This window comes from Kitasatospora sp. NPDC097691 (assembly GCF_040302665.1).
In the GTDB taxonomy this organism is placed as follows: Bacteria; Actinomycetota; Actinomycetes; order Streptomycetales; family Streptomycetaceae; genus Kitasatospora.
This window is the reverse complement of record NZ_JBEORY010000039.1, coordinates 40,329-64,398: the sequence shown is the minus strand read 5'-3', so window position 1 is coordinate 64,398 and position 24,070 is coordinate 40,329. Positions and strand designations below refer to the sequence as shown.

Sequence of the window (24,070 nt, the reverse complement as noted above, 5' to 3'; positions counted from 1 at the left end):
GCCGCGCGTGCGTCCCCCTTCCCCCTAGACCTGTACCGTTCCGGTTCGGTCACTCAGCGTGGAGGACCATTCATCATGGCAAAGGCGCTTCTCGGGTACGTCGGCGGCCCCGACCCGCGAATGCTCTCCGAGATGCGACGGCTTCAGCAGCGCGTCCAGGACCTTGAGTCCGAGCTCCTTCGGATGCAGGCTGAGAACGACGCGCTCACCGCTGTCGCTGACGAGCACTCGCTGCTCAACAGCATCGATCTGGATCAGCGGGAGCCGGCTCTCACCTGAGTCCCGCCCGGTCCTCGCAGATCGACGCCGCTGTGCACTGAGCCGCCCCGAAAGGGACGCAGCTTGCAAGGGACGCCCTGATGTGGCGTCCCTTCGTCGTGTCCGACTCCGGATACAGTCGCACGCTGGGCCCCTTGGCGAGCGATGAGGAGACCGGCCGCGTGCACCTGAAGAGTCTGACGCTGCGCGGGTTCAAGTCCTTCGCCTCCAGCACCACCCTGCGTTTCGAGCCGGGCATCACCTGCGTGGTCGGCCCGAACGGCTCCGGTAAGTCGAACGTGGTCGACGCGCTGTCCTGGGTGATGGGCGAGCAGGGGGCCAAGTCGCTGCGCGGCGGCAAGATGGAGGACGTCATCTTCGCCGGGACCAGCGGGCGCGCCCCGCTCGGCCGCGCCGAGGTCAGCCTCACCATCGACAACGGCGACGGCGCCCTGCCGATCGACTACGCCGAGGTGACCATCACCCGGACCATGTTCCGCAACGGCGGCAGCGAGTACGCGCTCAACGGCGAGACCTGCCGCCTGCTGGACATCCAGGAACTGCTCTCCGACTCCGGCATCGGCCGCGAGATGCACGTCATCGTCGGGCAGGGCCAGCTGGACTCCGTCCTGCACGCCGACCCGATGGGCCGGCGCGCCTTCATCGAGGAGGCGGCCGGCGTCCTCAAGCACCGCAAGCGCAAGGAGAAGGCGCTGCGGAAGCTGGACGCGATGCAGGTCAACCTCAACCGGGTCCAGGACCTGGTGGCCGAGCTGCGTCGCCAGCTCGGGCCGCTCGGCCGGCAGGCCCGGATCGCCCGCCGGGCCGCCGGGATCCAGGCCGAGCTGCGCGACGCCCGGCTGCGGCTGCTCGCCGACGACCTGTCCACGCTCCGCCGGGCCGTCGAGGCCGAGGTCGCGGACGAGCTGGCGCTGCGGCTGCGCCGGACCACCGTCGAGCAGGAGCTGGCCCGCGCGGTGCAGCGCGAGCACGTCCTGGACGCACAGGTGCGCCGGCTCGGGCCGAGCCTGGAGACCGCCCGGCAGACCTGGTACCGGCTCTCCGCGCTCGCCGAGCGCACCCGCGGCACCATCGGGCTGGCCGAGGCGCGGGCCCGGCACGCCGCCGCCGGGGGACGGACCGAGGAACGGCGCGGGCGCGACCCGCAGGAGCTGGAGCTGGAGGCCGAGCGGATCCGCGAGGAGGAGGCCGCGCTGGCCGAGGCGCTGGAGGAGGCCCGGTACGCGCTGGCCGAGGCGGTCGAGCGCAAGGACGGACTGGAGCGCGAGCTGGCCGCCGAGGAGCGCCGGCTACGGGACGCCGCCCGGGCCATCGCCGACCGGCGGGAGGGCATGGCCCGGCTGCAGGGGCAGGCCGCCGCCGCCCGCTCCGAGGCCGCCGCGGCCCAGGCCGAGATCGGCCGGCTCGCCGAGGCCAGGGACGAGGCGCTGCTGCGCGCCGAGGCCGCGCAGGGCGAGCTGGACGAGCTCCAGCGGCAGGTGGACGGTGCGGCCGGCGACGAAGAGCAGACCGAGGCCGGGTACCGGGCGGCGCGCGAGCGGCTGGCCGCCGTCGAGCGGGAACTCGCCGCCGCCCGGGAGACGGCCGGCGCCGCCGAGCGCGAGCGGGCCGGGCTCACCGCACGGCATGAGGCGCTCTCGCTCGGGCTGCGCCGCAAGGACGGCACCGGCGCGCTGCTGGCGGCGGGGGAGCGGCTGGGCGGGCTGCTCGGTCCGGCGGCGGCGCTGCTGCGGATCGAGGCCGGGTACGAGGTGGCGGTGGCGGCGGTGCTCGGCGCGGCGGCCGACGCGGTGGCCGTGGACTCGCCGGCCGCCGCCGCCGCGGCGCTGCGGCTGCTGCGCGCCGACGACGCCGGCCGGGCCGCGCTGCTGATCGCCGGCGCGGGTGAAGTTCCCCGCGAGGAAGGTGAGTTGCCGGACGGGGCCCGCTGGGCCGCCGAACTCGTGGACGGTCCGGCCGAGTTGCTCGCCGCCGTGCGGCAGCTGCTGGCCGGGGTGGCGGTGGTCGCGGACCTGGACGCGGCGCTGCGACTGGTCGCCGGGCAGCCCGGAGGGCCCGCCGGGTGTCCCGGGCCGACCGCCGTCACCGCCGTCACCGCCGACGGTGACCGGCTGGGCGCCGGCTTCGCGCACGGCGGTTCCGGCGGCGCGCCGAGCCTGCTGGAGACCCAGGCGGCGGTGGACGAGGCGGCCCGGGCGATCGGGGAACTCACCGTCCGCTGCGCCGAGTCGGCGGATCGGCTGGCCGAACTCACCGACCGGCGCCGGGAGTCGGCCGCCGAGCTGGAGCGGCTCGGCGAGCTGCGGCGGCAGGCGGAGAAGGAGCAGGCCCGGGTCGCGGGCGCGCTCGGCCGCCTCGGCGGGCAGGCCCGCGCCGCCGCCGGGGAGGCCGACCGGCTGGCGGCCGCCGCCGCGCGCGCCGAGCAGGGCCTGGCCGATCTGCTGGACGCCGCCGAGGAGTTGGCGGAGCGCCTGGCCGCCGCCGAGGAGTCGGCGGACGCGGGGGAGGACGAGCCGGACGCCGCCGAGCAGCAGCGGCTGGCGGAGGCGGCGAGCACCGCCCGGCAGGCCGAGCTGGAGGCCAGACTCGCGGTGCGCACCCACGAGGAGCGGGTCCGCGCGCTGGCCGGGCGGGCGGACCAGCTGGACCGGGCCGCCCGGGCCGAGCGCGAGGCCCGCGACCGGGCCGCGGAGCGTCGGCGCCGGGCCGAGCACGACGCCGGGGTGGCGAACGCCGTCGCGGCGGGCGCCCGGCAGCTGCTGGCCTGCCTGGAGGTGTCGCTGGCCCGCGCGGACGCCGGTCGGGAGGCCGTCGAGCGGGCGCGGGCCGAGCGCGAGGAGGAGCTGCGGGAGCACCGCGAGCACGGCCGCGGCCTCAAGGAGGAGCTGGACAAGCTGGTCGACGCCGGGCACCGGGACGAGGTGCTGCGGGCGGAGAAGCGGCTGCGGATCGAGCAGTTGGAGGCCCGCGCGCTGGAGGAGTTCGGCATCGACGGCGGCGAGCTGCTCGCCGCGTACGGACCGGACCGGCCCGTCCCGCCCGCGACGCCCGAGGAGGGCCAGGAGCCGGGGGAGCCGTACCCGTACGTCCGGGCCGAGCAGGAGAAGCGGCTGAAGGCCGCGGAGAAGGCGTACCAGCAGCTCGGCAAGGTCAACCCGCTGGCGCTGGAGGAGTTCGCCGCGCTGGAGGAGCGGCACCGGTTCCTGGGGGAGCAGCTGGACGACCTCAAGCGCGGCCGGCGCGACCTGCTGGACATCGTCCGGGACGTGGACCAGCGCGTCGAGCAGCTGTTCACCTCGGCGTACCACGACACGGCCGCCCAGTTCGAGGGCGTGTTCGCCCGGCTCTTCCCCGGCGGGGAGGGTCGGCTGGTGCTGACCGACCCGGACGACATGCTCGCCACCGGGGTCGAGGTGGAGGCGCGCCCGCCGGGCAAGAAGGTCAAGCGGCTGTCGCTGCTGTCCGGCGGCGAGCGCTCGCTGACCGCGGTGGCGCTGCTGGTGGCGATCTTCAAGGCCAGGCCCAGCCCGTTCTACGTGATGGACGAGGTGGAGGCGGCGCTGGACGAGACCAACCTGCGCCGGCTGATCGGGATCATGGAGGAGCTGCGGGAGAGCTCCCAGCTGATCGTGATCACCCACCAGAAGCTGACCATGGAGTCCGCCGACGCGCTCTACGGCGTGACGATGAAGGGCGACGGCATCTCGCAGGTGATCAGCCAGCGGCTGCGGGACGAGCACAGGGAACGGCGGCCGAGGATCGTTCGGACCGTATCGGCGTAGTCCGGCTGCGGTCGATCCGGGCTCCGGTCACGGATACTGGTTGGCGTTATGGAATACGTGATCCTTGCCGTAGTCATCGCCGTGATCGCCGTCGGCGCGATCGCGGGCCTCGTCGTTTCCGGCAGACGACGCCAGCAGCTGCCCCCGAAGTCGCAGGCGCCGGTCATCACGGCGCCGAAGCCCACCCCGCAGGAGCCCCAGGTCGGCGAGGAGTCCGCGCCGCCGACCGAAGAGCCCCGGCGCACCGTCGAGGAGGTGGAACTCCCGGCGGAGCCCCAGGCCGCCGAGGCCGTCGAGGCCGTCGAGGCCGTCGAGGTCGAGCCTTCCGAGGCCGAGGCGGCTCCCGCCATCGAGGTCCCCGAGCCCACCGCCGGCCGGCTGGTCCGGCTGCGGTCGCGGCTCTCCCGCTCGCAGAACTCGCTAGGCAAGGGCCTGCTCTCGCTGCTCTCCCGGGAGCACCTGGACGAGGACACCTGGGAGGAGATCGAGGACACCCTGCTCACCGCCGACGTCGGCGTCGCGCCCACCCAGGAGCTGGTCGAGCGGCTGCGCACCCGCGTGAAGGTGCTCGGCACCCGCACGCCCGACGAGCTCCGCGGGCTGCTGCGCGAGGAGCTGGTCGAGCTGATCGGCAAGGACGCCGACCGCGGCGTCCGCTCCACCAAGCACGAGGAGGGCCCGGCCGTGGTCCTGGTGGTCGGCGTCAACGGCGTCGGCAAGACCACCACCACCGGCAAGCTGGCCCGCGTCCTGGTCGCCGACGGCCGCACGGTGGTGCTCGGCGCCGCCGACACCTTCCGTGCCGCCGCCGCCGACCAGCTGCAGACCTGGGGCGAGCGGGTCGGGGCGCGCACCGTGCGCGGCCCGGAGGGCGGGGACCCGGCCTCGGTCGCCTTCGACGCGGTCAAGGAGGGCATCGCCGAGGGCGCGGACACCGTGCTGATCGACACCGCCGGCCGACTGCACACCAAGACCGGCCTGATGGACGAGCTGGGCAAGGTCAAGCGGGTCGTCGAGAAGCACGGCCCGGTGGACGAGGTGCTGCTGGTGCTGGACGCCACCACCGGCCAGAACGGCCTGGTCCAGGCCCGGGTGTTCGCCGAGGTGGTCGACATCACCGGCATCGTGCTGACCAAGCTGGACGGCACCGCCAAGGGCGGCATCGTGGTCGCGGTCCAGCGCGAGCTGGGCGTGCCGGTCAAGCTGATCGGTCTGGGCGAGGGCGCCGACGACCTGGCGCCGTTCGAGCCGGGTGCGTTCGTGGACGCGCTGATCGGGGACTGAGGCTCCCCGCCGGCCTCCCGCAGGCCGCTCGTCCGAAGGGTCCGCTCCGCTCGGGGCGGGCCCTTCCGTCTGCCCGGGTCCGGGCGGGGCTCGCGCTAGGAGGCGATCCAGGCCGGCTCGGCGGTGCGCTCGCGGCCGCGGTGGCAGGCGTAGGCGAGGGTGCCGAGCAGCAGCCGGGCCTCGGGCGGGCAGCCGGCGTTGTCGCGGGTGGGGCGGCGCAGCCAGCGGACCGGGCCGAGGCCGCCGAGGACGGTGGGCGGGGCGGCGACGTAGCTGCCCTCGCCGTGGCAGGTGAGGTCGAGCGCCGCGTCGTCCCACCCCATCCGGTAGAGCAGGTCGGGCAGGCGGCGGGCGGTGCCGGCGGCGACCAGGAACTGCAGCCGGCCGGTGGGGGCGGAGAGCACCGGGCCGACCTGGGTGCCCATCCGCTCCAGCCGGACCAGAGCCTGCAGGCCGGCCTGCTCGGGGACGTCCAGGACGTCGAAGGCCCGGCCGGTGGGGAACAGGACGGAGGCCTCGGCGCGCCCGGTGCGGGTCCGGCCCTCGCCGCCCGGCACGGGGTGCAGGCCGGGCGCGGCGCAGCGGGTGGCTCCGCAGGGACAGCGGGTCGGGGCGGTGGCGCCGCCGGCCGGGTCGCCCGTGGCGACCGCCCAGCCCCAGCGGCCGGTGTACTCCGCGGCGGCCTGGGACGCGGTGACCTTGGTGCGGCGGCGCGCGCCCAGCGGTGCCAGCCGCAGGCTCCCCAGTCGAAGTTCGCCGAACAGGTTGTCCATGCCTCCCCCAACAGGTTCTCGTTGCCGATGGTTACGGGACGGTGACTGTGTGTCGATTGTCAGGTGTGTGGTGCGTAGTGCGGTGGCGGCGCGCAGCGCGTGGCGTGCGCCTGTTCCGGTGGTGCGCCTCGGGCGCCGCCTTGTGGGGGCGACGCGGATGCCGGATCGTCGTGTGCGCGGGACTGTTGCCACCCGGAGTGGGTGCTGAACTCGCCTGTGGCTGCGGTGGATTGCTGGTCCTGCCGGGTCTCCCGGGATGCTCCGGGGGACTTGGCGGCCCGCATATGCCGGACCGTCGGGACTACCTAGTGAAGCCTGTGCCCCCTGACTTCGGTTCACTCCTGGGGGTGGCGAAAGGTGGCGTTTCGCCAGGGGCGCTCCCGCGGGCACCTCGCGGGGCATTACGTTCAGCACGCGGATGTCGTCGGAGCCCGCTCCGGGCCGCCGGAGAGCGGGAGTTGGGAATCTGACGGATCGTCCGCGACGATGGCACGCCAGTGCGAGGGCGCGGTACGGCACCACCACGGGCGCGGCAGGCAGCAGGACTGGCACGTCTGGCAAGAGCCCGCAACCGTCGGGCGGTCACGATCGGGGGCCCCGCGAGGGGCCGGGCGGGATGGGACGTTCCCATGGCAGAGAAGCAACCCAATGAGAAGCTGACCACGTGGTTCGCCCGCAGCGGTTGGTCCAAGGGCGAGTTGGCCCGCCAGGTCAACCGGCGGGCCCGGCAGATCGGCGCCCACCACGTGTCCACCGACACCTCCCGGGTGCGCCGCTGGCTCGACGGCGAGCAGCCGCGCGAGCCGATCCCCAAGATCATGTCGGAGCTCTTCTCCGAGCGCTTCGGCTCGGTGGTCTCGATCGAGGACCTCGGCCTGCGCGCCGCGATCCCGGTCTCCACCGTGGGCGGCGGCGTCGACCTGCCGTGGAGCGGTCCGCAGACCGTCCAGCTGATCAGCGACTACTCCCGCAGCGACCTGATGCTCAACCGCCGGGGCTTCCTCGGCACCTCGCTGGCGCTGACCGCCGGCGCCGCGCTGATCGAGCCGATGCAGCGCTGGCTGACGCCCGGCCCGACCGGCATCCCCACCCCGATCCTCACCGCGGCCAACGGCGGCGAGGCGTTCACCGGCCGGCTCTCCGAGCCCGAGCTGGAACTGCTGGAGCAGACCACCGTCATGTTCCGTCAGTGGGACGCGCAGAACGGCGGCGGGCTGCGCCGCAAGGCCGTCGTCGGCCAGCTGCACGAGGTCACCGACCTGCTCCAGGAGACGTACAGCGAGGACACCACCAAGCGGCTGTTCCGGCTCACCGCCGAGCTCGCCCACCTGGCCGGGTGGATGTCGTACGACGTCGGGATGCACCCGAGCGCGCAGAAGTACTACGTGCTGGCCCTGCACGCGGCCAAGGAGGCCGGCGACCGCCCGTTCGGCGCGCTGATCCTCACCGACATGAGCCGCCAGATGATCCACCTCAACCGGGGCGAGGACGCCCTGGAGCTGATCCACCTGGCGCAGTACGGCAGCCGCGACACCGCCACCCCGCGCCAGCAGGCGCTGCTGTTCGCCATGGAGGCGCGCGCCTACGCCACGATCGGCGAGGTGAACCGCTGCGCCCGGGCGGTCCGGTTGGCCGAGGACACCTTCACCGACATCCGCGAGGGCGACGACGAGCCGGACTGGCTGAAGTTCTTCTCGCCGGCCGAACTGAACGCCGAGAACGCGCACTCCTTCCGCGACCTCGCGTACCACTCCGACAATGCCGAGCTGTACGCCTCGCTGTCGGCGCCGGTGATGGAGCGCGCGGTCGACCTGTTCCGCCGGGACGGCGACCACGTGCGCTCGTACGCCTTCAACCTGATCGGCATGGCCAGCGTGCACCTGCTGCAGAAGGAGGCCGAGCAGGCGGTGGTGATGGCCGAGCAGGCGGTGGACATCGCGACCAAGGTGCGCTCGGAGCGGCTGAACTCCCGGGTCCGCAAGACGACGGAGGCCGCGGCGGCCCGGTTCAAGGGCGTGGACGCGGTGAGCCGGCTCAAGGAGCGGGTCGTCCAGGACATCCCGGAGTACGTCTCGGTGGTCTGATCGGCGATCCTCCCGGACTCCACCGATCGTGGCGGCCGCCGCCGTCACGGTCGGTGGCTTCGTTGCTTCGTCGTTGCCCGTCACGATCGGTGGCTTCGTCGTGCCCGGGCGTTCCGTGTGGCGGGCACGGTAGCCCGTCCGGGTGAGTGCCGGGCTGCGGTTCACGCAGCCGTAACCCGCGCGTCGCACGCGTCACGGTCGCGAAACAACCGGCCGCACTGGCCGAAACCAGCCTTCGGCACGCTCCTCTTCAACGCCGACACCCCGGGTGGCACGGGACAGGACCCGGGTGCGGATCGGCTTGGACGCAGAGGAGACGCCGATGCCGGACGGCTTCAGCGCGGGCGACACCGCCTTCGTGCTCATCAGTGCAGCCCTGGTCATGCTCATGACCCCGGGCCTGGCCTTCTTCTACGGGGGCATGGTCAGGGCCAAGAGCACCCTGAACATGCTGGCGATGAGTTTCCTCTCGCTCGGCATCGTCACCGTGCTCTGGGTCCTCTACGGGTACTCGCTCAGCTTCGGGCCGGACTCCTTCGGCGGGCTGATCGGAAACCTGGACTTCCTGGGGATGCGCGGCATCGGCCTGAACGAGCTGGCCGGGACCATCCCGGTCACCGCCTTCGCGATCTTCCAGCTGATGTTCGCGATCATCACCCCGGCGCTGATCAGCGGCGCCATCGCGGACCGCGCCAAGTTCGCCGCCTGGGGCCTGTTCATCGCGCTCTGGGTGACCGTCGTCTACTTCCCGGTCGCGCACTGGGTGTTCTTCTTCGACGGCGGCCACGGCGGCTGGCTGGGCGACCGGAACGGCGTGATCGACTTCGCCGGCGGCACGGCCGTGCACATCAACGCCGGCGTGGCGGGTCTGGCGCTCTGCCTGGTGCTGGGCAAGCGGGTCGGCTTCAAGAAGGACCCGATGCGCCCGCACAGCCTGCCGCTGGTGATGCTCGGCTCCGGCCTGCTGTGGTTCGGCTGGTTCGGCTTCAACGCGGGTTCGGCGCTGGCCGCCAACGGGGTCGCCGCGATGGCGATGGTCAACACCCAGGTCGCCACCGGCGCGGCCCTGGTCGGCTGGCTGGTCTTCGAGAAGTTCAAGCACGGCGCCTTCACCACGCTGGGCGCCGCCTCCGGCGCGGTGGCCGGACTGGTCGCGATCACCCCGGCCTGCGGCTCGGTCAGCCCGCTCGGCGCGGTGGCGATCGGCCTGGTCGCGGGCGCGGTCTGCGCCGCCGCCGTCTCGCTGAAGTACCGCTGGGGCTTCGACGACTCGCTCGACGTGGTGGGCGTGCACGCGGTGGGCGGGGCGATCGGCTCGCTGCTGGTCGGCCTGTTCGCCACCGGCGGGGTCGGCCAGACCGCCAAGGGCCTGTTCTACGGCGGCGGGCTGGGGCAGCTCGGCAAGCAGGCGATGGGCGTGGCCGTGGTCGCGGCGTACTCCTTCGTCCTCTCCTGGCTGCTGGCCAAGGCGGTCGACAGGCTGGTCGGCTTCCGGGTCGCCGAGGAGGTCGAGGTGGCCGGCATCGACCAGGCCGAACACGCCGAGTCCGCCTACGATTTCAGCGCTGTCGGGGCGGGCCTGGCCCGGGCCCTGCCGGGTCTGGCCGCGGCCGCCGCGCCGGCCGGTCCGACCGGCGGCTCGTCCCTCGGTTCGACTGCCGGTTCGACTTCCGGTTCGTCCGCCGCGAAGCCCGCGCCGACGGCAGCACCGAAGTCCGCCGAGAACCCCACCGAGAAGGCCGCCGGAAAGGCTGCCGAGAAGACCGAGGTCGACGCCTGATGAAGCTCATCACCGCCGTGATCAAGCCGTACCGCCTGGACGAGGTGAAGGCCGCCCTGCAGGCCTTCGGGGTCCACGGCCTGACCGTCACCGAGGCCAGCGGCTACGGCCGCCAGCGCGGCCACACCGAGGTGTACCGGGGAGCCGAGTACACGGTGGACCTGGTCCCGAAGGTCAGGATCGAGGTCCTGGTCGAGGACGAGGACGCCGACGACCTGATCGACGTCCTGGTGAAGGCCGCCCGGACCGGGAAGATCGGCGACGGCAAGGTCTGGAGCATCCCGGTCGACACCGCCGTACGGGTCCGCACCGGCGAGCGCGGCCCGGACGCCCTGTAGCCCCCGCCCGTCGGCGGGCCCGTGAACCCTCCGGGGCCGCGGGCCCGCCGGCGGCGTACCCCGCTCGGCCGAACCGCGCCGCACCGGATGTCCGGCGCACCGCGGGACGGCCAACCCGCACGACGGACGGGACCCAGCGCATGACCACCGAGACCAGGCCCTCCGAGCCCTCCGAGCCCTCCGAGCCCATCGGCCACGCCGCCGCCCGGGCCGCGCTGCTCGCCGACCCCGGCCCGGTCGGCCGCCCCCGCCGCGAGGCGCTCGCCCGGCTCACCGACGACTGGCTGGCCGGACTGCTCGCCGCCGCCGGCGCCCCGCCCGGCGTCGCCCTGGTCGCCGTCGGCGGGTACGGGCGCGGCGAGCTGTCCCCGCGCAGCGACCTGGACGTCCTGCTGCTGCACGACGGCCCCGTCCTCCGCGAGCTGCCCGAGCGGATCTGGTACCCGGTCTGGGACGCGGGCGCCAAGCTCGACCACTCGGTGCGCACCGTCGCCGAGGCCCGGGCGGTCGCCGCCGCCGACCTCAAGGCCCAGCTCGGCCTGCTGGACGCCCGCCACATCGCCGGGGACCCGGCGCTCACCGCAGAGCTGCGCGCCGCGGTGTTCACCGACTGGCGCGCGAGCGCCCCCGCACGCCTGCCCGAGCTGCGCGAGCTGGGCCGCGAGCGGGCCGAACGGCACGGCGAGCTGTCCTTCCTGCTGGAGCCCGACCTCAAGGAGGCCCGCGGCGGCCTGCGCGACGTGGTCGCGCTCGACGCCGTCGCCGCCACCTGGCTCGCCGACGCGCCCCGGGACGGCCTGGACGCCGCCGCGCTGCGGCTCGCCGACGTCCGCGACGCGCTGCACCTGGTCACCGGCCGGGCCACCGAGCGGCTGAGCCTGCAAGACCAGGACCAGGTCGCCGAACGGCTCGGCGTGCTGGACGCCGACACCCTGCTGCGCCAGGTCTACGAGGCCGCCCGGACCATCGCCTACGCGAGCGACGTCACCTGGCGGGCCGTGGAGCGGGTGCTCGCCGCCCGCAGCGGCCGGGGCCGTCGGGCGGTGCGGCGCGCGTTCCCGTTCACCGCGCCGTTCACCGGGGTCGGCCGCGGCGCGGGCGCGGTGGCCCGGGGCGCGGTCGAGCGCCGCCCGCTCGCCGAGGGCGTGGTCGAGCAGGACGGCGAGGCGGTGCTGGCCCAGGGCGCCCGCCCGGCCGCCGACCCGGTGCTGCCGCTGCGTGCCGCTGCCGCCGCCGCGCAGAACGGGCTGACCGTCTCGTACGCGACGGTGCGCCGGCTGGCCGCCGAGTGCCGACCGCTGCCGGTGCCCTGGCCGGACGAGGCGCGCGAGCAGCTGGTCACCCTGCTGGGCGCGGGGGAGGCGGCCGTCCCGGTGTGGGAGGCGCTGGAGGCGGAGGGGCTGGTCACCCGGCTGCTGCCGGACTGGGAGCGGGTGCGCTGCCGTCCGCAGCGCAACGCCGTGCACCGCTGGACGGTGGACCGGCACCTGGTGGAGACGGCGGTGCGGGCCGCCGCGATGACCCGCCGGGTGGCCCGGCCGGACCTGCTGCTGGTCGCCGCGCTGCTGCACGACATCGGCAAGGGCTGGCCCGGGGACCACAGCGAGGCCGGCGAGGTGATCGTCCGCGACCTCGCCCCCCGGATGGGCTTCGGCCCCGAGGACACCGAGACCCTGGCGGTGCTGGTCCGCCACCACCTGACCCTGGTGGACACCGCGACCCGGCGCGACCCGGACGACCCGGCCACCGTCGAGGCGGTCACCAAGGCGGTCACCACCCTGCCGGAGCTGGAGCTGCTGCACGCGCTCACCGAGGCGGACGCGCTGGCCACCGGCCCGGCCGCGTGGAGCAGCTGGCGGGCCTCGCTGGTCGGCGGACTGGTGGCGCGGGCGGCCGACCGGCTGGCCGGGGCGGGCACCGCACCGGTGGAGATGGCGCCGACCGCCGAGCAGGAGCGGCTCGCCGTCGAGGCGGCCCGCACCGGCGAGCCGGCGCTGTCGCTGCACGCCCAGGTCGAGGGGGCGGACCCGGGCACCGAGCCGATGGGCGTGGAGCTGACCCTGGCCGTCCCCGACCGCCCCGGGCTGCTCGGCACCGCCGCCGGGGTGCTCGCGCTGCACCGGCTGACCGTCCGCTCGGCCGGACTGCGCGAGCTCGACCCGATCGGCGCCGGGCCGGTGCTGCTGCTGTCCTGGCGGGTGGCCGCCGAGTTCGGCGAGCTGCCGGAGGCGGCCCGGCTGCGGGCCGACCTGCGCCGGGCGCTGGACGGCTCGCTGGACGTCGCGCGGCGCCTCGCCGAGCGGGACGCCGCCGCCCCACGCCGTCGGGGCATCCCGACCCCGCCGCCGCTGGTCGCGGTGGCGCCCGCGGTGGCCTCGGCGACCGCGACCGTGCTGGAGGTCCGCGCGCACGACGCCCCCGGGCTGCTGCACCGGATCGGCCGGGCGCTGGACGGGGCGGGCGTGCGGGTGCGCACCGCGCACGTCTCCACGCTGGGCGCGGAGGCCGTCGACTCCTTCTACCTGACCGACGCGCAGGGCCGTCCGCTGGCCGCCCAGCGGGCCGGGGAGGTGGCCGCGGCGGTCCGCGCGGCGCTGGGCTGACGGACGCCGGGAGCCGGGGTCGAGGAGTACCGGGAACGGGGGTGGAGACCTTACCCGGGGCGGCCGGATACCCTGGGGGACGACGACCGTACCGATTCCGATGCCGCAGAGGACCCGCGACGACGTGTTCGACACCCTTTCCGATCGCCTCGCAGCGACGTTCAAGAACCTCCGGGGCAAGGGCCGCCTGAGCGAGGCGGACATCGACGCCACCGCCCGCGAGATCCGCATCGCGCTGCTGGAGGCGGATGTCGCGCTGCCGGTCGTCCGGGCCTTCATCAAGCAGGTCAAGGAGCGGGCACTCGGTGCCGAGGTCTCCGGCGCGCTGAACCCGGCACAGCAGATCATCAAGATCGTCAACGAGGAGCTCATCGCGATCCTCGGCGGCGAGACCCGCCGGGTGCGGTTCGCCAAGAGCGGCCCGACGGTCATCATGCTCGCCGGTCTGCAGGGCGCCGGTAAGACCACCCTCGCGGGCAAGCTCGGCCACTGGCTGAAGAAGCAGAAGCACACCCCGCTGCTGGTCGCCTGCGACCTCCAGCGCCCCAACGCCGTCAACCAGCTCCAGGTCGTCGCCGAGCGCGCCGGCGTGGCCTTCTACGGCCCGCAGCCGGGCAACGGCGTCGGCGACCCGGTGCAGGTGGCCAGGGACTCGATCGAGTACGCCAAGCAGAAGCAGTACGACGTCGTCGTCGTCGACACCGCCGGCCGCCTGGGCATCGACGCCGAGCTGATGCAGCAGGCCGCCGACATCCGCGCCGCGGTGAACCCGGACGAGGTCCTGTTCGTCGTCGACGCGATGATCGGCCAGGACGCGGTCACCACCGCGCAGGCCTTCCTCGACGGCGTGGACTTCACCGGTGTCGTGCTCTCCAAGCTCGACGGCGACGCCCGCGGCGGTGCCGCGCTGTCGGTCGCGCACGTCACCGGCCGCCAGATCATGTTCGCCTCCAACGGCGAGAAGGTCGACGACTTCGACGCCTTCCACCCGGACCGGATGGCCTCGCGCATCCTCGGCATGGGTGACGTCCTCTCCCTGATCGAGAAGGCCGAGCAGACCTTCTCGCAGGCCGAGGCGGAGAAGATCGCCGCCAAGCTGCGCGGCGGCCCGAAGCAGTTCACCCTGGACGACTTCCTGTCGCAGCTGGAGCAGGTCCAGAAGATGGGCTCGATCTCCAAGCTGCTCGGCATGCTGCCCGGCATGGGCCAGATCCGGGACCAGATCAACAACATCGACGACAAGGACGTCAACCGGGTCGGCGCCATCATCAAGTCGATGACCCCGGTCGAGCGCGCCGAGCCGGAGCTGATCAACGGCTCCCGCCGGGCCCGCATCGCCAAGGGTTCGGGCGTCCAGGTCGGCGAGGTGAAGAACCTGGTCGAGCGGTTCTTCGAGGCCCGCAAGATGATGTCCGCGATGGCCTCCGGCAAGGGCATGCCCGGCATGCCGGGGATCCCGGGCATGGGCGGCGGCTCGAAGAAGTCCGGCAAGAAGGCCCCGCAGGCCAAGGGCAAGCGCAAGAGCGGCAACCCGCTGAAGCGGGCGCAGGAGGAGGCCGCGGCCGCCGAGCGCCGCGCGCTCGGCCCGGGCGCCGGCCAGCCGGCGGACGGCGGCGCGTTCGGCCTCGGCGCGGGCAAGGGTCCGGCCGACTTCGAGCTGCCCAAGGAGTTCAAGGACATCCTGTAGTCCCCGAGCGGTCCTGGTCGGCCCGTCGTCCGGTGTTTCCGGTCGGCGGGCCGATCGTTTGTCCGATGATGGGGGCATGCGAGTGACGATCAGGGCCCCGAGGGCACAAGACGCGGCTGCGTACGCCGATGCGGTCCGGCGGTCCGCCGACCACATCGGACGGTGGAACCCGGTCGAGCCGGACGGGCTGCCCGAACTGCTGGAGCGCCAGGGGGCGGGACTGCGCACCTTCCTGATCCTCGACGGGGAGACCGGCGGGCTGGTCGGCAAGGTGAACGTCGCCAACATCGTGATGAGCCGGTTCTGCAGCGCCGCGCTGGGCTACGACGCCTACCTGCCGTTCGCCGGCACCGGGCGGATGACCGAGGGCATGCGGCTGGTCCTGGACCGCTGCTTCGCCCCGCAGTCGGCCGGCGGGCTGGGCCTGCACCGGCTGGAGATCAACGTGCAGCCCGACAACGAGCGCTCGGTCGCGATGGCCAAGCGGCTGGGCTTCCGGCACGAGGGCTTCTCGCCGCGGATGCTGTTCCTGCAGGGCGACTGGCGCGACCACGAGCGGTTCGCGCTGACCGCCGAGGAGTGGCCCGGCGCCTCGGCATAGTCGCTGGTGGGAGGCGTTCGGGGCGGCCGTGCGGCAGGCTCCGGACGCCCCCGGCCGGGCGCCCGGGCGCGGCGTTGCGGTTGGCCCGCCCGAGCACCTGTCCGTATCGTCCGATGGGTGACCGAACCCGTGCCGCCGCGTCAGACACCCGATCAGCCCTGGCGCTCCGAGGGCGCCCCGCCCCCGCCACCGCCCCGACGGCGGATGCCCGGCGGCTGGACCGGTCTCGTCCTCACCGCCCTCGTGGTGTTCCTGATCTCCGACGTGCTGCTGTCCTTCTTCGGCAACGAGGGCGCCACCACGATCTCGTACACCGAGTTCAACAACCAGCTGAACAAGGGCAACATCACCAAGATCTACGCCAAGGGCGACGCGATCGAGGGCACCCTCAAGACCGCCCAGCCCAAGCCGGACGGGGGCAAGGGCGACTACACCGAGTTCGACACCCAGCGGCCCTCCTTCGCGAACGACAACCTGTGGGCCACGCTGCAGCAGCAGGGCGTCGAGGTCACCGCCACCTCGCCGGTCCAGCAGCGCAGCTTCCTCACCAACCTGCTGCTCTCGCTCGCCCCGATGCTGCTGCTGATCTTCATCTGGGTGCTGCTCGCCCGCCGGATGGCCGGCGGCCTCGGCGCCGGACCGCTCGGGCGCAAGACGCCGCCCAAGCCCGTCACCGCCGAGCAGGGCAAGCGCACCACCTTCGCCGACGTGGCCGGCATCGACGAGGTCGAGGCCGAACTCACCGAGGTCGTCGACTACTTGAAGAACCCCGACCGGTACCGCAAGCTCGGCGCGAAGATGCCGCGCGGCGTGCTGCTGAGCGGCCCGCCCGGGACGGGCAAGACGCTGCTGGCCCGGGCCGTGGCCGGCGAGGCGGACGTGCCGTTCTTCTCCGCCTCCGCCTCCGAGTTCATCGAGATGATCGTCGGCGTCGGCGCCAGCCGGGTCCGCGAGCTGTTCGCCGAGGCCCGCAAGGTCGCCCCCGCGATCATCTTCATCGACGAGATCGACACCATCGGACGCCAGCGCGGCGCGGGCGGCGGCATGGGCGGACACGACGAGCGCGAGCAGACGCTCAATCAGATCCTCACCGAGATGGACGGCTTCAGCGGCTCCGAAGGCGTCATCGTGATCGCCGCGACCAACCGGTCCGACGTGCTCGACCCGGCGCTGCTGCGCCCCGGCCGCTTCGACCGGCGGATCACCGTCAGTCCGCCCGACCGGGACGGCCGCGCAGCCATCCTGCGCATCCACACCCGCACCGTCCCGCTGGCCGGCGGCACCGACCTCCGGCAGCTGGCGAAGGTCACCCCGGGGATGACCGGCGCGGAGCTCGCCAACCTGGTCAACGAGGCCGCCCTGCTGGCCGTCAAGCGCCAGCAGGACGCGGTCAACGAGCGGGACCTCTCGGACGCCCTGGAGAAGGTCCAACTGGGCGCGGTGCGGCCACTGGTGATGCCGCAGGAGGAGCGCGAGCGGACGGCGTACCACGAGAGCGGGCACGCGCTGCTGGGCATGCTCCAGCCCGGCGCGGACCCGGTCCGCAAGATCACCATCGTGCCGCGCGGCCGGGCGCTCGGCGTCACCCTGTCCACCCCGGAGAACGACCGCTACTCGTACACCGAGCCCTACCTGCGCGGCCGGATCATCGGCGCGCTCGGCGGCATGGCGGCCGAGCAGGTGGTCTACGGGGTGATCACCACGGGCGCCGAGAGCGACCTGGAACAGGTCACCAACATCGCCCGCGGGATGGCCGGGCGCTGGGGGATGAGCGAACGGGTCGGCCGGCTCACCGCGGTGCCCTCCGACCCGCAGGGCGCGTACGGACTGTCCGCCGCGCCGACCACCCTGGACGCGGTGGACGAGGAGGCCCGGCGGATCGTCTCCGAGTGCTACGACGACGCGATCCGGTTGCTGACCGAGCAGCGGCACCGGCTGGACGCGCTGGCGGCGGCGCTGCTGGAGGCGGAGACGCTGGACGAGGAGGCGGCGTACCGGGCGGCGGGGGTGTCGCGGGACGAGTCCTCGGGGGTGGCCTCCGGGGAGTCCGCCGAGGGGTCCTCCGAGGGTTCTGGGTCGTCCGAGGGCCCTGGGGGCCCTGGGGGCTCTGGGGGCTCTGGGGGGTCCTCCGCAGGGTCCTCTGCCGGGTCCTCCGCTGGGTCCTCTGCCGGGCCCTCCGCAGGGTCCTCTGCAGGGTCCGAGGGGCCTACAGGGCCCGACGGGAAGTCGCCCGGCCGGGCGTGAAGCCGGCTGCCGGGGGCGCTCGCCATGGCGGCGGGCGCCCCCGGTTCACGTTTCCTAGCGCGGCCGCTCGGCGACCAGGTAGCGGAACACGTTCTCCATCCGGACCGAGCCGTCCGCGCGCAGGTACGGCTGCAGCGCCTCCTCCAGCTCCTTGGCCACCAGTGAGGCGCCGGAGAACTCCTCGGCCGCCTCGAACAGGCCGGTGGAGAGCAGGCCGCGCACCGCGCTGTCGAGGTCCGCGTAGGCGAACGGGCAGCTCACCCGGCCGCTGCCGGCCGGGCGAAGGCCGGCCGGGGCGAGCAGGTCCTCCAGCGCGCCGGGCGCGCTGAGCTGGAACGGGTCGCGCGAGGTGGTGCGGCCCGCCATCCGCCGGGCCACGTCCAGCACCGGGGCGCTCTCGCAGCGCTCCGGCGGGCCCCAGGCGGCGAGCACCACGTGGCCGCCCGGAAGGGTGAGCCGGGCGGCCTCGGCCACCACCGGGAGGGGATCGGCGGCGCCGGGCAGCTGCTCGAAAACCGTCACCAGCGAATGGGCCGAGCGGGCGACGTCGGCGGTCGGCCGGGGCCCGGCGCACACCCGCAGCCGACGGTCCCGGGCCAGCTCGCGCAGCTCGTCCCGCGGCTCCTGCCCGGCGACCTGGGCGCCCCGTCCGGCGGCCAGCAGCAGGGCCAGTCCGGACCGGCAGCCCAGGCCCAGCACACTGCTCGCCGGTCCGACCTCCAACCGGTCGTAGACCGCCTCGTAGAGCGGCACCAGCATGCGTTCCTGGATCTCCGCCCAGTCGCGCGCCCGCGCGGGCCCGGCTGCCCCGGGCTGCGGGTGGTGCGCGCGTGCGCCCGTTGGTCGTACCTTCGTGCCGGTCGTCCGAGCTGAAGCCATCGCGGCCTCCCATCCGGTCCTTCGGTGTGCTGCTACGGCTCCCCCAAAGTCCCGCCCCACTCCAGCGAACAGCGGGTCGGGCCCGGCGTCCAGAGGGGTGCAGGGTGGTGCGCGCGTGTCGCGGTGGTGCGCCCCCCGTCCCGCGGGCCGGTCCGGCACCGGTCGCGGGTGTGACACCGGCTCGGTGACACCGGCTCGGGAGTGACACCGACGCGGGTGTGATACCGATTCGAAGTCAGGGGGTCGCTCCCCGTACCATTCGCCCCATGGCTAAGGCACCCGTTCTCACCCCTCAGGCGGAAGACTTCCCGCGCTGGTACCAGGACCTCATCAACAAGGCCGAGCTGGCCGACAACGGTCCGGTGCGCGGCACCATGGTCATCCGACCGTACGGCTACGGCCTGTGGGAGCGGATGCAGCAGGAGATGGACGCCCGGATCAAGAAGGCCGGCGCACAGAACGCCTACTTCCCGATGTTCATCCCGCAGTCCTACCTGACCAAGGAAGCGGAGCACGTCGAGGGCTTCGCGCCCGAACTCGCGGTGGTCACCCACGGCGGCGGCAAGCAGCTGGAGGAGCCGGTCGTCGTCCGGCCCACCTCCGAGACGATCATCAACGAGTACTTCTCGAAGTGGGTGCAGAGCCACCGCGACCTGCCCCTGCTGATCAACCAGTGGGCCAACGTGGTCCGTTGGGAGCTGCGCCCGCGCGTCTTCCTGCGCACCACCGAGTTCCTCTGGCAGGAGGGCCACACCGCCCACGCCACGTACGAGGACGCCCGTGACTACGCCTCGATGATCCACACCCAGGTCTACGGCGACTTCATGACCAACGTGCTCGGCATCGACGTCGTGCTCGGCCGCAAGACCGCCAAGGAGCGCTTCGCCGGCGCCATCAACACCCTCACCCTCGAAGGCATGATGGGCGACGGCAAGGCGCTGCAGATGGGCACCAGCCACGAGCTGGGCCAGAACTTCGCCAAGGCGTTCAACACCACCTACCAGCTCCAGGGTGCCGAGCGCGAGCACGTCTGGCAGACCTCCTGGGGCGTCTCGACCCGCATGGTCGGCGGCCTGATCATGTCCCACGGCGACGACAACGGCCTGCGGGTGCCCCCGCGCCTGGCCGCCGTCCAGGCCGTCGTGCTCGCGATCAAGGGCGACGACGCGGTCATCGCCAAGGTCCGCGAGATCGGCGCCCGGCTGGAGGCCGCCGGCGTCCGGGTCGTGGTCGACGACCGCACCGACACCCCGTTCGGCCGCCGCGCCGTCGACTGGGAGCTCAAGGGCGTTCCGCTGCGCATCGAGGTGGGCCCGCGCGACCTGGAGAACGGCACCGCGATGCTGGCCCGCCGCATCCCGGGCGGCAAGAAGCCGGTCTCCATCGACGCCCTGGCCGCGCTGGTCCCCGGCGTGCTGGAGGAGGACCAGGCGCTGCTGCTGCGCCAGTCCCGCGAGCGTCGCGAGTCCCGCACGGTCGACGTCAAGACCCTCGACGAGGTCGTCGAGGCCGCCGCGACCGGCTGGGGCCGCATCTCCTGGGCCGAGCTCGGCGTGGAGGGCGAGGCCAAGCTGGCCGAGCAGGGCGTCACGGTGCGCTGCATCGTCGCGGCCGACGGCTCGGTGCCGCAGGCGGACGACCAGGACGGCAATATCGCGATCGTCGCCCGCGCGTACTGAGATCGGTTCCGCCTCCGTTCCGGGCGGTTTCACGGCTCCTCCGCGATCCGGGGATGTCCGCCGGTTGTGTGTTACCTGCAGGTAATGACCGTCGGCGGCGACATTTGCCCGGAATGCGGATGGGTAAGAAACCGGTAACTCTTCCGGGGGACTCCTGACAGCGGACATCCCTACTGGCCGGTCAACTCCCGGTATTAACGGAATAGCGGTACGGTGTACGGCCCGTGGCCCTGTCAATCAGGCGGGACCACGGGCCGTACGTCCTGGGGGCGACAGCCCGCCCCCCAGGGCGGAATTCACCAGGCCCGACGACTCTGCGCCGGGCCGAAACAGGCAGGGGGTTGGTCTTGCGTCAGATCCGGAGCGTGCAATTCGCGCGCGACCTGGCATTCCTGGGAGTTCCCTGTGAATTCCCGGAGAACGGGAACATGCGGAACATCGGCTCGCACTCCATCGTTGGTCTAGCGTGAGCACGACACAGCCCCTCGTTCTCGCGGCCGAACTGGCCGCCGCCTGGAGCGACATCCAGGCCTACCACCAGGACCTCCCCGACCTGGCCTCGCCCGAGGCCCTGATCGGCGAATCCTCCTCGGCCTGTGGCACGCGGCTCGGTTTCGAGCGGCTCCTCCACGAGGCTGCCCACGGTCTGGCCGCGGCCCGGGACATCCGGGACACCTCGCGGGCCGGCCGCTACCACAACCGGCGCTTCCTGATGCTCGCTTCCGAGCTGGGCCTGGCGCACCCGGTCGAGCCGCACGCGAGCAGCGGCTTCTCCCAGGTGACCATGCTCAAGGAGACCCAGGAGCGTTACGCCGGGACCATCGAGCGCCTGGACCGCGCCCTCGGCGCGCACCAGGAAGCGGTGGCCGGCGACGGCGCGACGCGTGCCTTCCGCGGCCCGGCCGCCCGACACGGCTCCTCCGGGGGCGGCGTCCGGGTCAAGGCGGTCTGCGGCTGCGGACGCAATGTCCGGGTCGTGCCGTCGGTGCTCGCGCAGGCGTCCATCGTCTGCGGCGCGTGCCAGCAGCCGTTCAAGATCGCGTAAGTGGTCGACGGCCCGGCGGGGCTGCTGTGCGGGCAGCGGTCCGGCCGGAGCGGGCGGTACGGCAGGCGCGTGAGCGCGTACGCGCCGTGCGGCGGGACGGTCGCACGGCGGAGCGGTACGACGGCAGGACAGTGACCAGCGCCACGAGCGGATCGACGGCCACGGGCGGGACAAGGCCCACGGGCGGATCGACGGCCACGGGCGGGACAACGGCATAGCAGTACGGCGGTGACTTCGTGGGCTGGACCGGGAGCGGGGGCTCCCGGTCGAGCCCTGATCCGCCTCCGGGCCCGTGTGCAGGCGGTTCGCGCCGGTATGGCAGAATGGACAGCTGAGTACTCGGCAGCCGAGCAGGACCCCTCTCTCCTACGGCTGGCGTGTCCCTTGAACGGTCCGCCCCGCAACCCCACGCGACGGCGAGCCCGCTCACCCACGTCAACACCAGGAGAATCCACTCCCGTGGCAGTCAAGATCAAGCTCAAGCGTCTCGGCAAGATTCGCTCCCCGCACTACCGCATCGTCGTCGCCGACGCCCGCACCAAGCGTGACGGTCGCGCGATCGAGGAGATCGGCATCTACCAGCCGACCTACAACCCCTCGAAGATCGAGGTCGACAGCGACCGCGCCCAGTACTGGCTGTCCGTCGGCGCCCAGCCGACCGAGCCCGTGCTCGCCATCCTGAAGCTGACCGGCGACTGGCAGAAGTTCAAGGGCCTGCCGGCTCCGGCCCCGCTGAAGGTCGCGGAGCCGAAGGTCGAGGACTTCTCGCACCTGTTCGCCAAGGCCGTCGCCGGCTTCGAGGACGCCACCACCGGTGTCGCCATCACCCCGAAGGCCAAGAAGTCGGACAAGGTCGAGGCTGAGGCCGACGCCGCCGCCGAGGCCTGATCGTGATCGAGGACGCCCTCGACCACTTGGTGAAGGGCATCGTCGAGCACCCCGACGAGGTGCAGGTGCGTTCGCGCAACCTGCGTCGGGGCAACACCATCGAGGTGCGAGTGCACCCCGATGACCTCGGCAAGGTGATCGGCCGGGGCGGCCGCACGGCGCGCGCTCTGCGCACCGTGGTCGGCGCCCTCGGCGGTCGCAACGTCCGGGTCGACCTGGTCGACGTGGACAACATCCGCTGACGCAGCTGCTCGTTCAGCCGTCAGGGCTTGGGGCCGACCGGGACGCATGTCGTCCCGGTCGGCCTTTTCTCGTTTCCTCGCAGCGCCCCGTGGCGCCGCTCTTCGCACCACCGCGCCACCGCATCACCGCACCACCGCGCCAGCCCATCGCACCAGCCCTGCGCACCGGCCCTTCGGATCCCGTCGGGCGTTCGTCTCGGCTCAGGAACTCCAGGAGAACGATCACCGTGCAGCTCGTCGTCGGCAAGATCGGCCGTGCCCACGGCATCAGGGGGGACGTCAGCGTCGAGGTCCGCACCGACGAGCCGGAGCTCCGGCTCGGCCCGGGTGCGGTCGTGCTGACCGACCCCGCGTCGGCCGGGCCGCTGACCGTCGAGTCGGGCCGGGTGCACAGCGGCCGGCTGCTGCTGCGCTTCGCCGGCGTCAAGGACCGCAACGCGGCCGAGGCGCTCCGCGGCACCCTGCTCATCTCCGAGGTCGACCCGGAGGAGCGTCCCGACGACCCGGAGGAGTACTACGACCACCAGCTGATCGGCCTGGACGTGGTGCTGCTCGACGGCACCCTGGTCGGCGAGCTGACCGAGGTCGTCCACCTCCCGTACCAGGACCTGCTCACGGTGGAGAAGGCCGACGGCACGGAGGTGCTGGTGCCCTTCGTCACCCAGATCGTGCCGACCATCGATCTGGAGAACCAGCGTGCGGTGATCACCCCGCCGCCCGGGCTGATCGACCTGGAGCAGGCCGAGGTCGCCGGTACGTCCTCGGTCGAGCGCGCCGACGGTTCGGCCGAGGGCTCTGCCGAGGCTCCGGCCGACGGTTCTGCCGAGGGCTCGGAGGAGTCGCAGTGACCGTCGAGGGGAACGCCGCCGGGCCGGGCGGGGCCGTGCAGCACGCTGCCGCGCAGGGCGAGGCGTCGGCGGGCGCCGCGTTGCAGGGCACCGCGTTGCAGAACGCCGCCGCGCAGGGCGGTGTCGTGCAGAGCGGCATGCGGATCGACGTCGTCACGATCTTCCCCGAGTACCTGGAACCGCTGAACATCTCGTTGGTCGGCAAGGCCCGCGCGCGCGGCCAGCTGGACGTGCACGTCCACGACCTGCGCGAGTGGACCCACGACGTGCACCGCACGGTGGACGACAGCCCGTACGGCGGCGGCCCCGGCATGGTGATGAAGCCCGAGCCGTGGGGCGAGGCGCTGGACGCGGTGGTCGCCGGCGGGCCCGAGGGCGAACTGCCCACCCTGGTCGTCCCGACCCCGAGCGGGCGGCCGTTCACCCAGGAGCTCGCCCAGGAGCTGGCCGGCCGCCCCTGGCTGGCCTTCACCCCCGCGCGCTACGAGGGCATCGACCGCCGGGTGATCGAGGAGGCGGCCACCCGTATGCCGGTGGTCGAGGCCTCGATCGGCGACTACGTGCTGGCCGGCGGCGAGGTCGCGGTCCTGGTGATGGTCGAGGCGATCGCCCGGCTGCTGCCCGGGGTGCTCGGCAACGCCGAGTCCCACCGCGACGACTCCTTCGCGCCGGGCGCGATGGCCGATCTCCTGGAGGGCCCGGTCTACACCAAGCCCGCCGAGTGGCGCGGCCGGACCGTGCCGGACGTGCTGCTCAGTGGCAACCACGGCCGGATCGCCCGCTGGCGGCGCGAGCAGGCCTTCGCCCGCACCCTGGCGAACCGTCCCGACCTGGTCGAGCGCTGGCAGTACGGCGCCTTCGACAAGAAGGAGCGGGAGGCGCTCAGCATCCTCGGCCTGGCCTGGGACGAGCAGCTCGGCCGATTTCGGTCCGTGGCCGGTGGTGTGGAAGAATAGGCCGCTGCTGTCTGTCGCTGGCCCCCTCCCGTAGGGGGCACGTGGACCGGCGCCCTCGCCACGGGGGGATCGTCGTCA

The 24,070-nt window shown here is 73.5% G+C and carries 18 protein-coding genes; 16 read left to right on the top strand and 2 right to left on the bottom strand.

Annotated elements, in window-relative coordinates; genetic code table 11:
- Positions 1–75: 75 nt before the first annotated feature.
- The 3 genes from ABTY56_RS24960 to ftsY all read left to right on the top strand — a co-directional run bounded on the left by ABTY56_RS24960 (position 76) and on the right by ftsY (position 5,345).
- Positions 76–279 (top strand): hypothetical protein, encoded by a 204-nt coding sequence (locus tag ABTY56_RS24960; RefSeq protein WP_030243474.1) that lies wholly within the window; start codon positions 76–78, stop codon positions 277–279.
- Positions 280–440: 161 nt separating this feature from the next.
- Positions 441–4,061, top strand: a complete 3,621-nt coding sequence (gene smc, locus ABTY56_RS24955; RefSeq protein WP_350631346.1) for a chromosome segregation protein SMC — start codon at positions 441–443, stop codon at positions 4,059–4,061.
- Positions 4,062–4,109: 48 nt separating this feature from the next.
- Positions 4,110–5,345 carry a signal recognition particle-docking protein FtsY gene (gene ftsY, locus ABTY56_RS24950; RefSeq protein WP_350631345.1) on the top strand — a complete coding sequence of 412 codons (1,236 nt, stop codon included), beginning with the start codon at positions 4,110–4,112 and terminating at the stop codon, positions 5,343–5,345.
- Positions 5,346–5,440: 95 nt separating this feature from the next.
- On the opposite strand, the gene ABTY56_RS24945 is transcribed toward ftsY, so the two are convergent.
- Entirely contained in the window at positions 5,441–6,118 is a 678-nt protein-coding gene (locus ABTY56_RS24945; protein WP_350631343.1) for a bifunctional DNA primase/polymerase, read from the bottom strand.
- Positions 6,119–6,747: 629 nt separating this feature from the next.
- On the opposite strand from ABTY56_RS24945, the gene nsdA reads away from it, so the two are divergent.
- From nsdA to ftsH, 7 genes are all read left to right on the top strand, one after another.
- The gene (gene nsdA / locus ABTY56_RS24940; protein WP_350631341.1) at positions 6,748–8,202 is read left to right on the top strand and encodes a transcriptional repressor NsdA; all 1,455 of its coding nucleotides are present in this window, start codon (positions 6,748–6,750) and stop codon (positions 8,200–8,202) included.
- Between the two features lie 322 nt (positions 8,203–8,524).
- Entirely contained in the window at positions 8,525–9,982 is a 1,458-nt protein-coding gene (locus ABTY56_RS24935; RefSeq protein WP_350631340.1) for an ammonium transporter, read from the top strand.
- Complete coding sequence (locus ABTY56_RS24930) at positions 9,982–10,320, top strand: P-II family nitrogen regulator (RefSeq protein WP_350524594.1); 339 nt, start codon at positions 9,982–9,984, stop codon at positions 10,318–10,320. The genes ABTY56_RS24935 and ABTY56_RS24930 overlap by 1 nt, the downstream gene beginning before the upstream one ends.
- Positions 10,321–10,460: 140 nt before the next feature.
- Positions 10,461–12,923 (top strand): [protein-PII] uridylyltransferase, encoded by a 2,463-nt coding sequence (locus tag ABTY56_RS24925; protein WP_350631338.1) that lies wholly within the window; start codon positions 10,461–10,463, stop codon positions 12,921–12,923.
- Between the two features lie 124 nt (positions 12,924–13,047).
- Positions 13,048–14,610 (top strand): signal recognition particle protein, encoded by a 1,563-nt coding sequence (gene ffh / locus ABTY56_RS24920; protein WP_350631364.1) that lies wholly within the window; start codon positions 13,048–13,050, stop codon positions 14,608–14,610.
- A 76-nt stretch (positions 14,611–14,686) separates the two neighbouring features.
- Positions 14,687–15,211 carry a GNAT family N-acetyltransferase gene (locus ABTY56_RS24915; protein WP_350631336.1) on the top strand — a complete coding sequence of 175 codons (525 nt, stop codon included), beginning with the start codon at positions 14,687–14,689 and terminating at the stop codon, positions 15,209–15,211.
- Between the two features lie 117 nt (positions 15,212–15,328).
- Entirely contained in the window at positions 15,329–17,455 is a 2,127-nt protein-coding gene (ftsH, locus tag ABTY56_RS24910; protein ID WP_350631334.1) for an ATP-dependent zinc metalloprotease FtsH, read from the top strand.
- A gap of 54 nt (positions 17,456–17,509) precedes the next feature.
- Here the strand turns inward: ftsH and ABTY56_RS24905 are convergent, their stop codons facing one another.
- Positions 17,510–18,334: a class I SAM-dependent methyltransferase gene (locus ABTY56_RS24905; RefSeq protein ID WP_350631333.1), complete on the bottom strand. Its 825-nt coding sequence runs from the start codon at positions 18,332–18,334 to the stop codon at positions 17,510–17,512.
- A gap of 266 nt (positions 18,335–18,600) precedes the next feature.
- Here ABTY56_RS24905 and proS point away from each other — a divergent pair, with 266 nt between their 5' ends.
- From proS to trmD, 6 genes are all read left to right on the top strand, one after another.
- The gene (gene proS, locus ABTY56_RS24900; protein WP_350631331.1) at positions 18,601–20,013 is read left to right on the top strand and encodes a proline--tRNA ligase; all 1,413 of its coding nucleotides are present in this window, start codon (positions 18,601–18,603) and stop codon (positions 20,011–20,013) included.
- Positions 20,014–20,479: 466 nt separating this feature from the next.
- Positions 20,480–21,058 carry a hypothetical protein gene (locus ABTY56_RS24895; protein ID WP_189923538.1) on the top strand — a complete coding sequence of 193 codons (579 nt, stop codon included), beginning with the start codon at positions 20,480–20,482 and terminating at the stop codon, positions 21,056–21,058.
- Positions 21,059–21,517: 459 nt separating this feature from the next.
- Positions 21,518–21,946 (top strand): 30S ribosomal protein S16, encoded by a 429-nt coding sequence (gene rpsP, locus ABTY56_RS24890; RefSeq protein ID WP_350631329.1) that lies wholly within the window; start codon positions 21,518–21,520, stop codon positions 21,944–21,946.
- A gap of 2 nt (positions 21,947–21,948) precedes the next feature.
- A complete protein-coding gene (locus ABTY56_RS24885; protein ID WP_030056773.1) occupies positions 21,949–22,188 on the top strand; it encodes an RNA-binding protein in 240 nt (79 codons plus the stop codon).
- Between the two features lie 227 nt (positions 22,189–22,415).
- Positions 22,416–23,036: a ribosome maturation factor RimM gene (rimM, locus tag ABTY56_RS24880; protein ID WP_350631328.1), complete on the top strand. Its 621-nt coding sequence runs from the start codon at positions 22,416–22,418 to the stop codon at positions 23,034–23,036.
- 137 nt (positions 23,037–23,173) lie between these two features.
- Complete coding sequence (trmD, locus tag ABTY56_RS24875; RefSeq protein ID WP_350524630.1) at positions 23,174–23,992, top strand: tRNA (guanosine(37)-N1)-methyltransferase TrmD; 819 nt, start codon at positions 23,174–23,176, stop codon at positions 23,990–23,992.
- Positions 23,993–24,070: the final 78 nt, after the last annotated feature.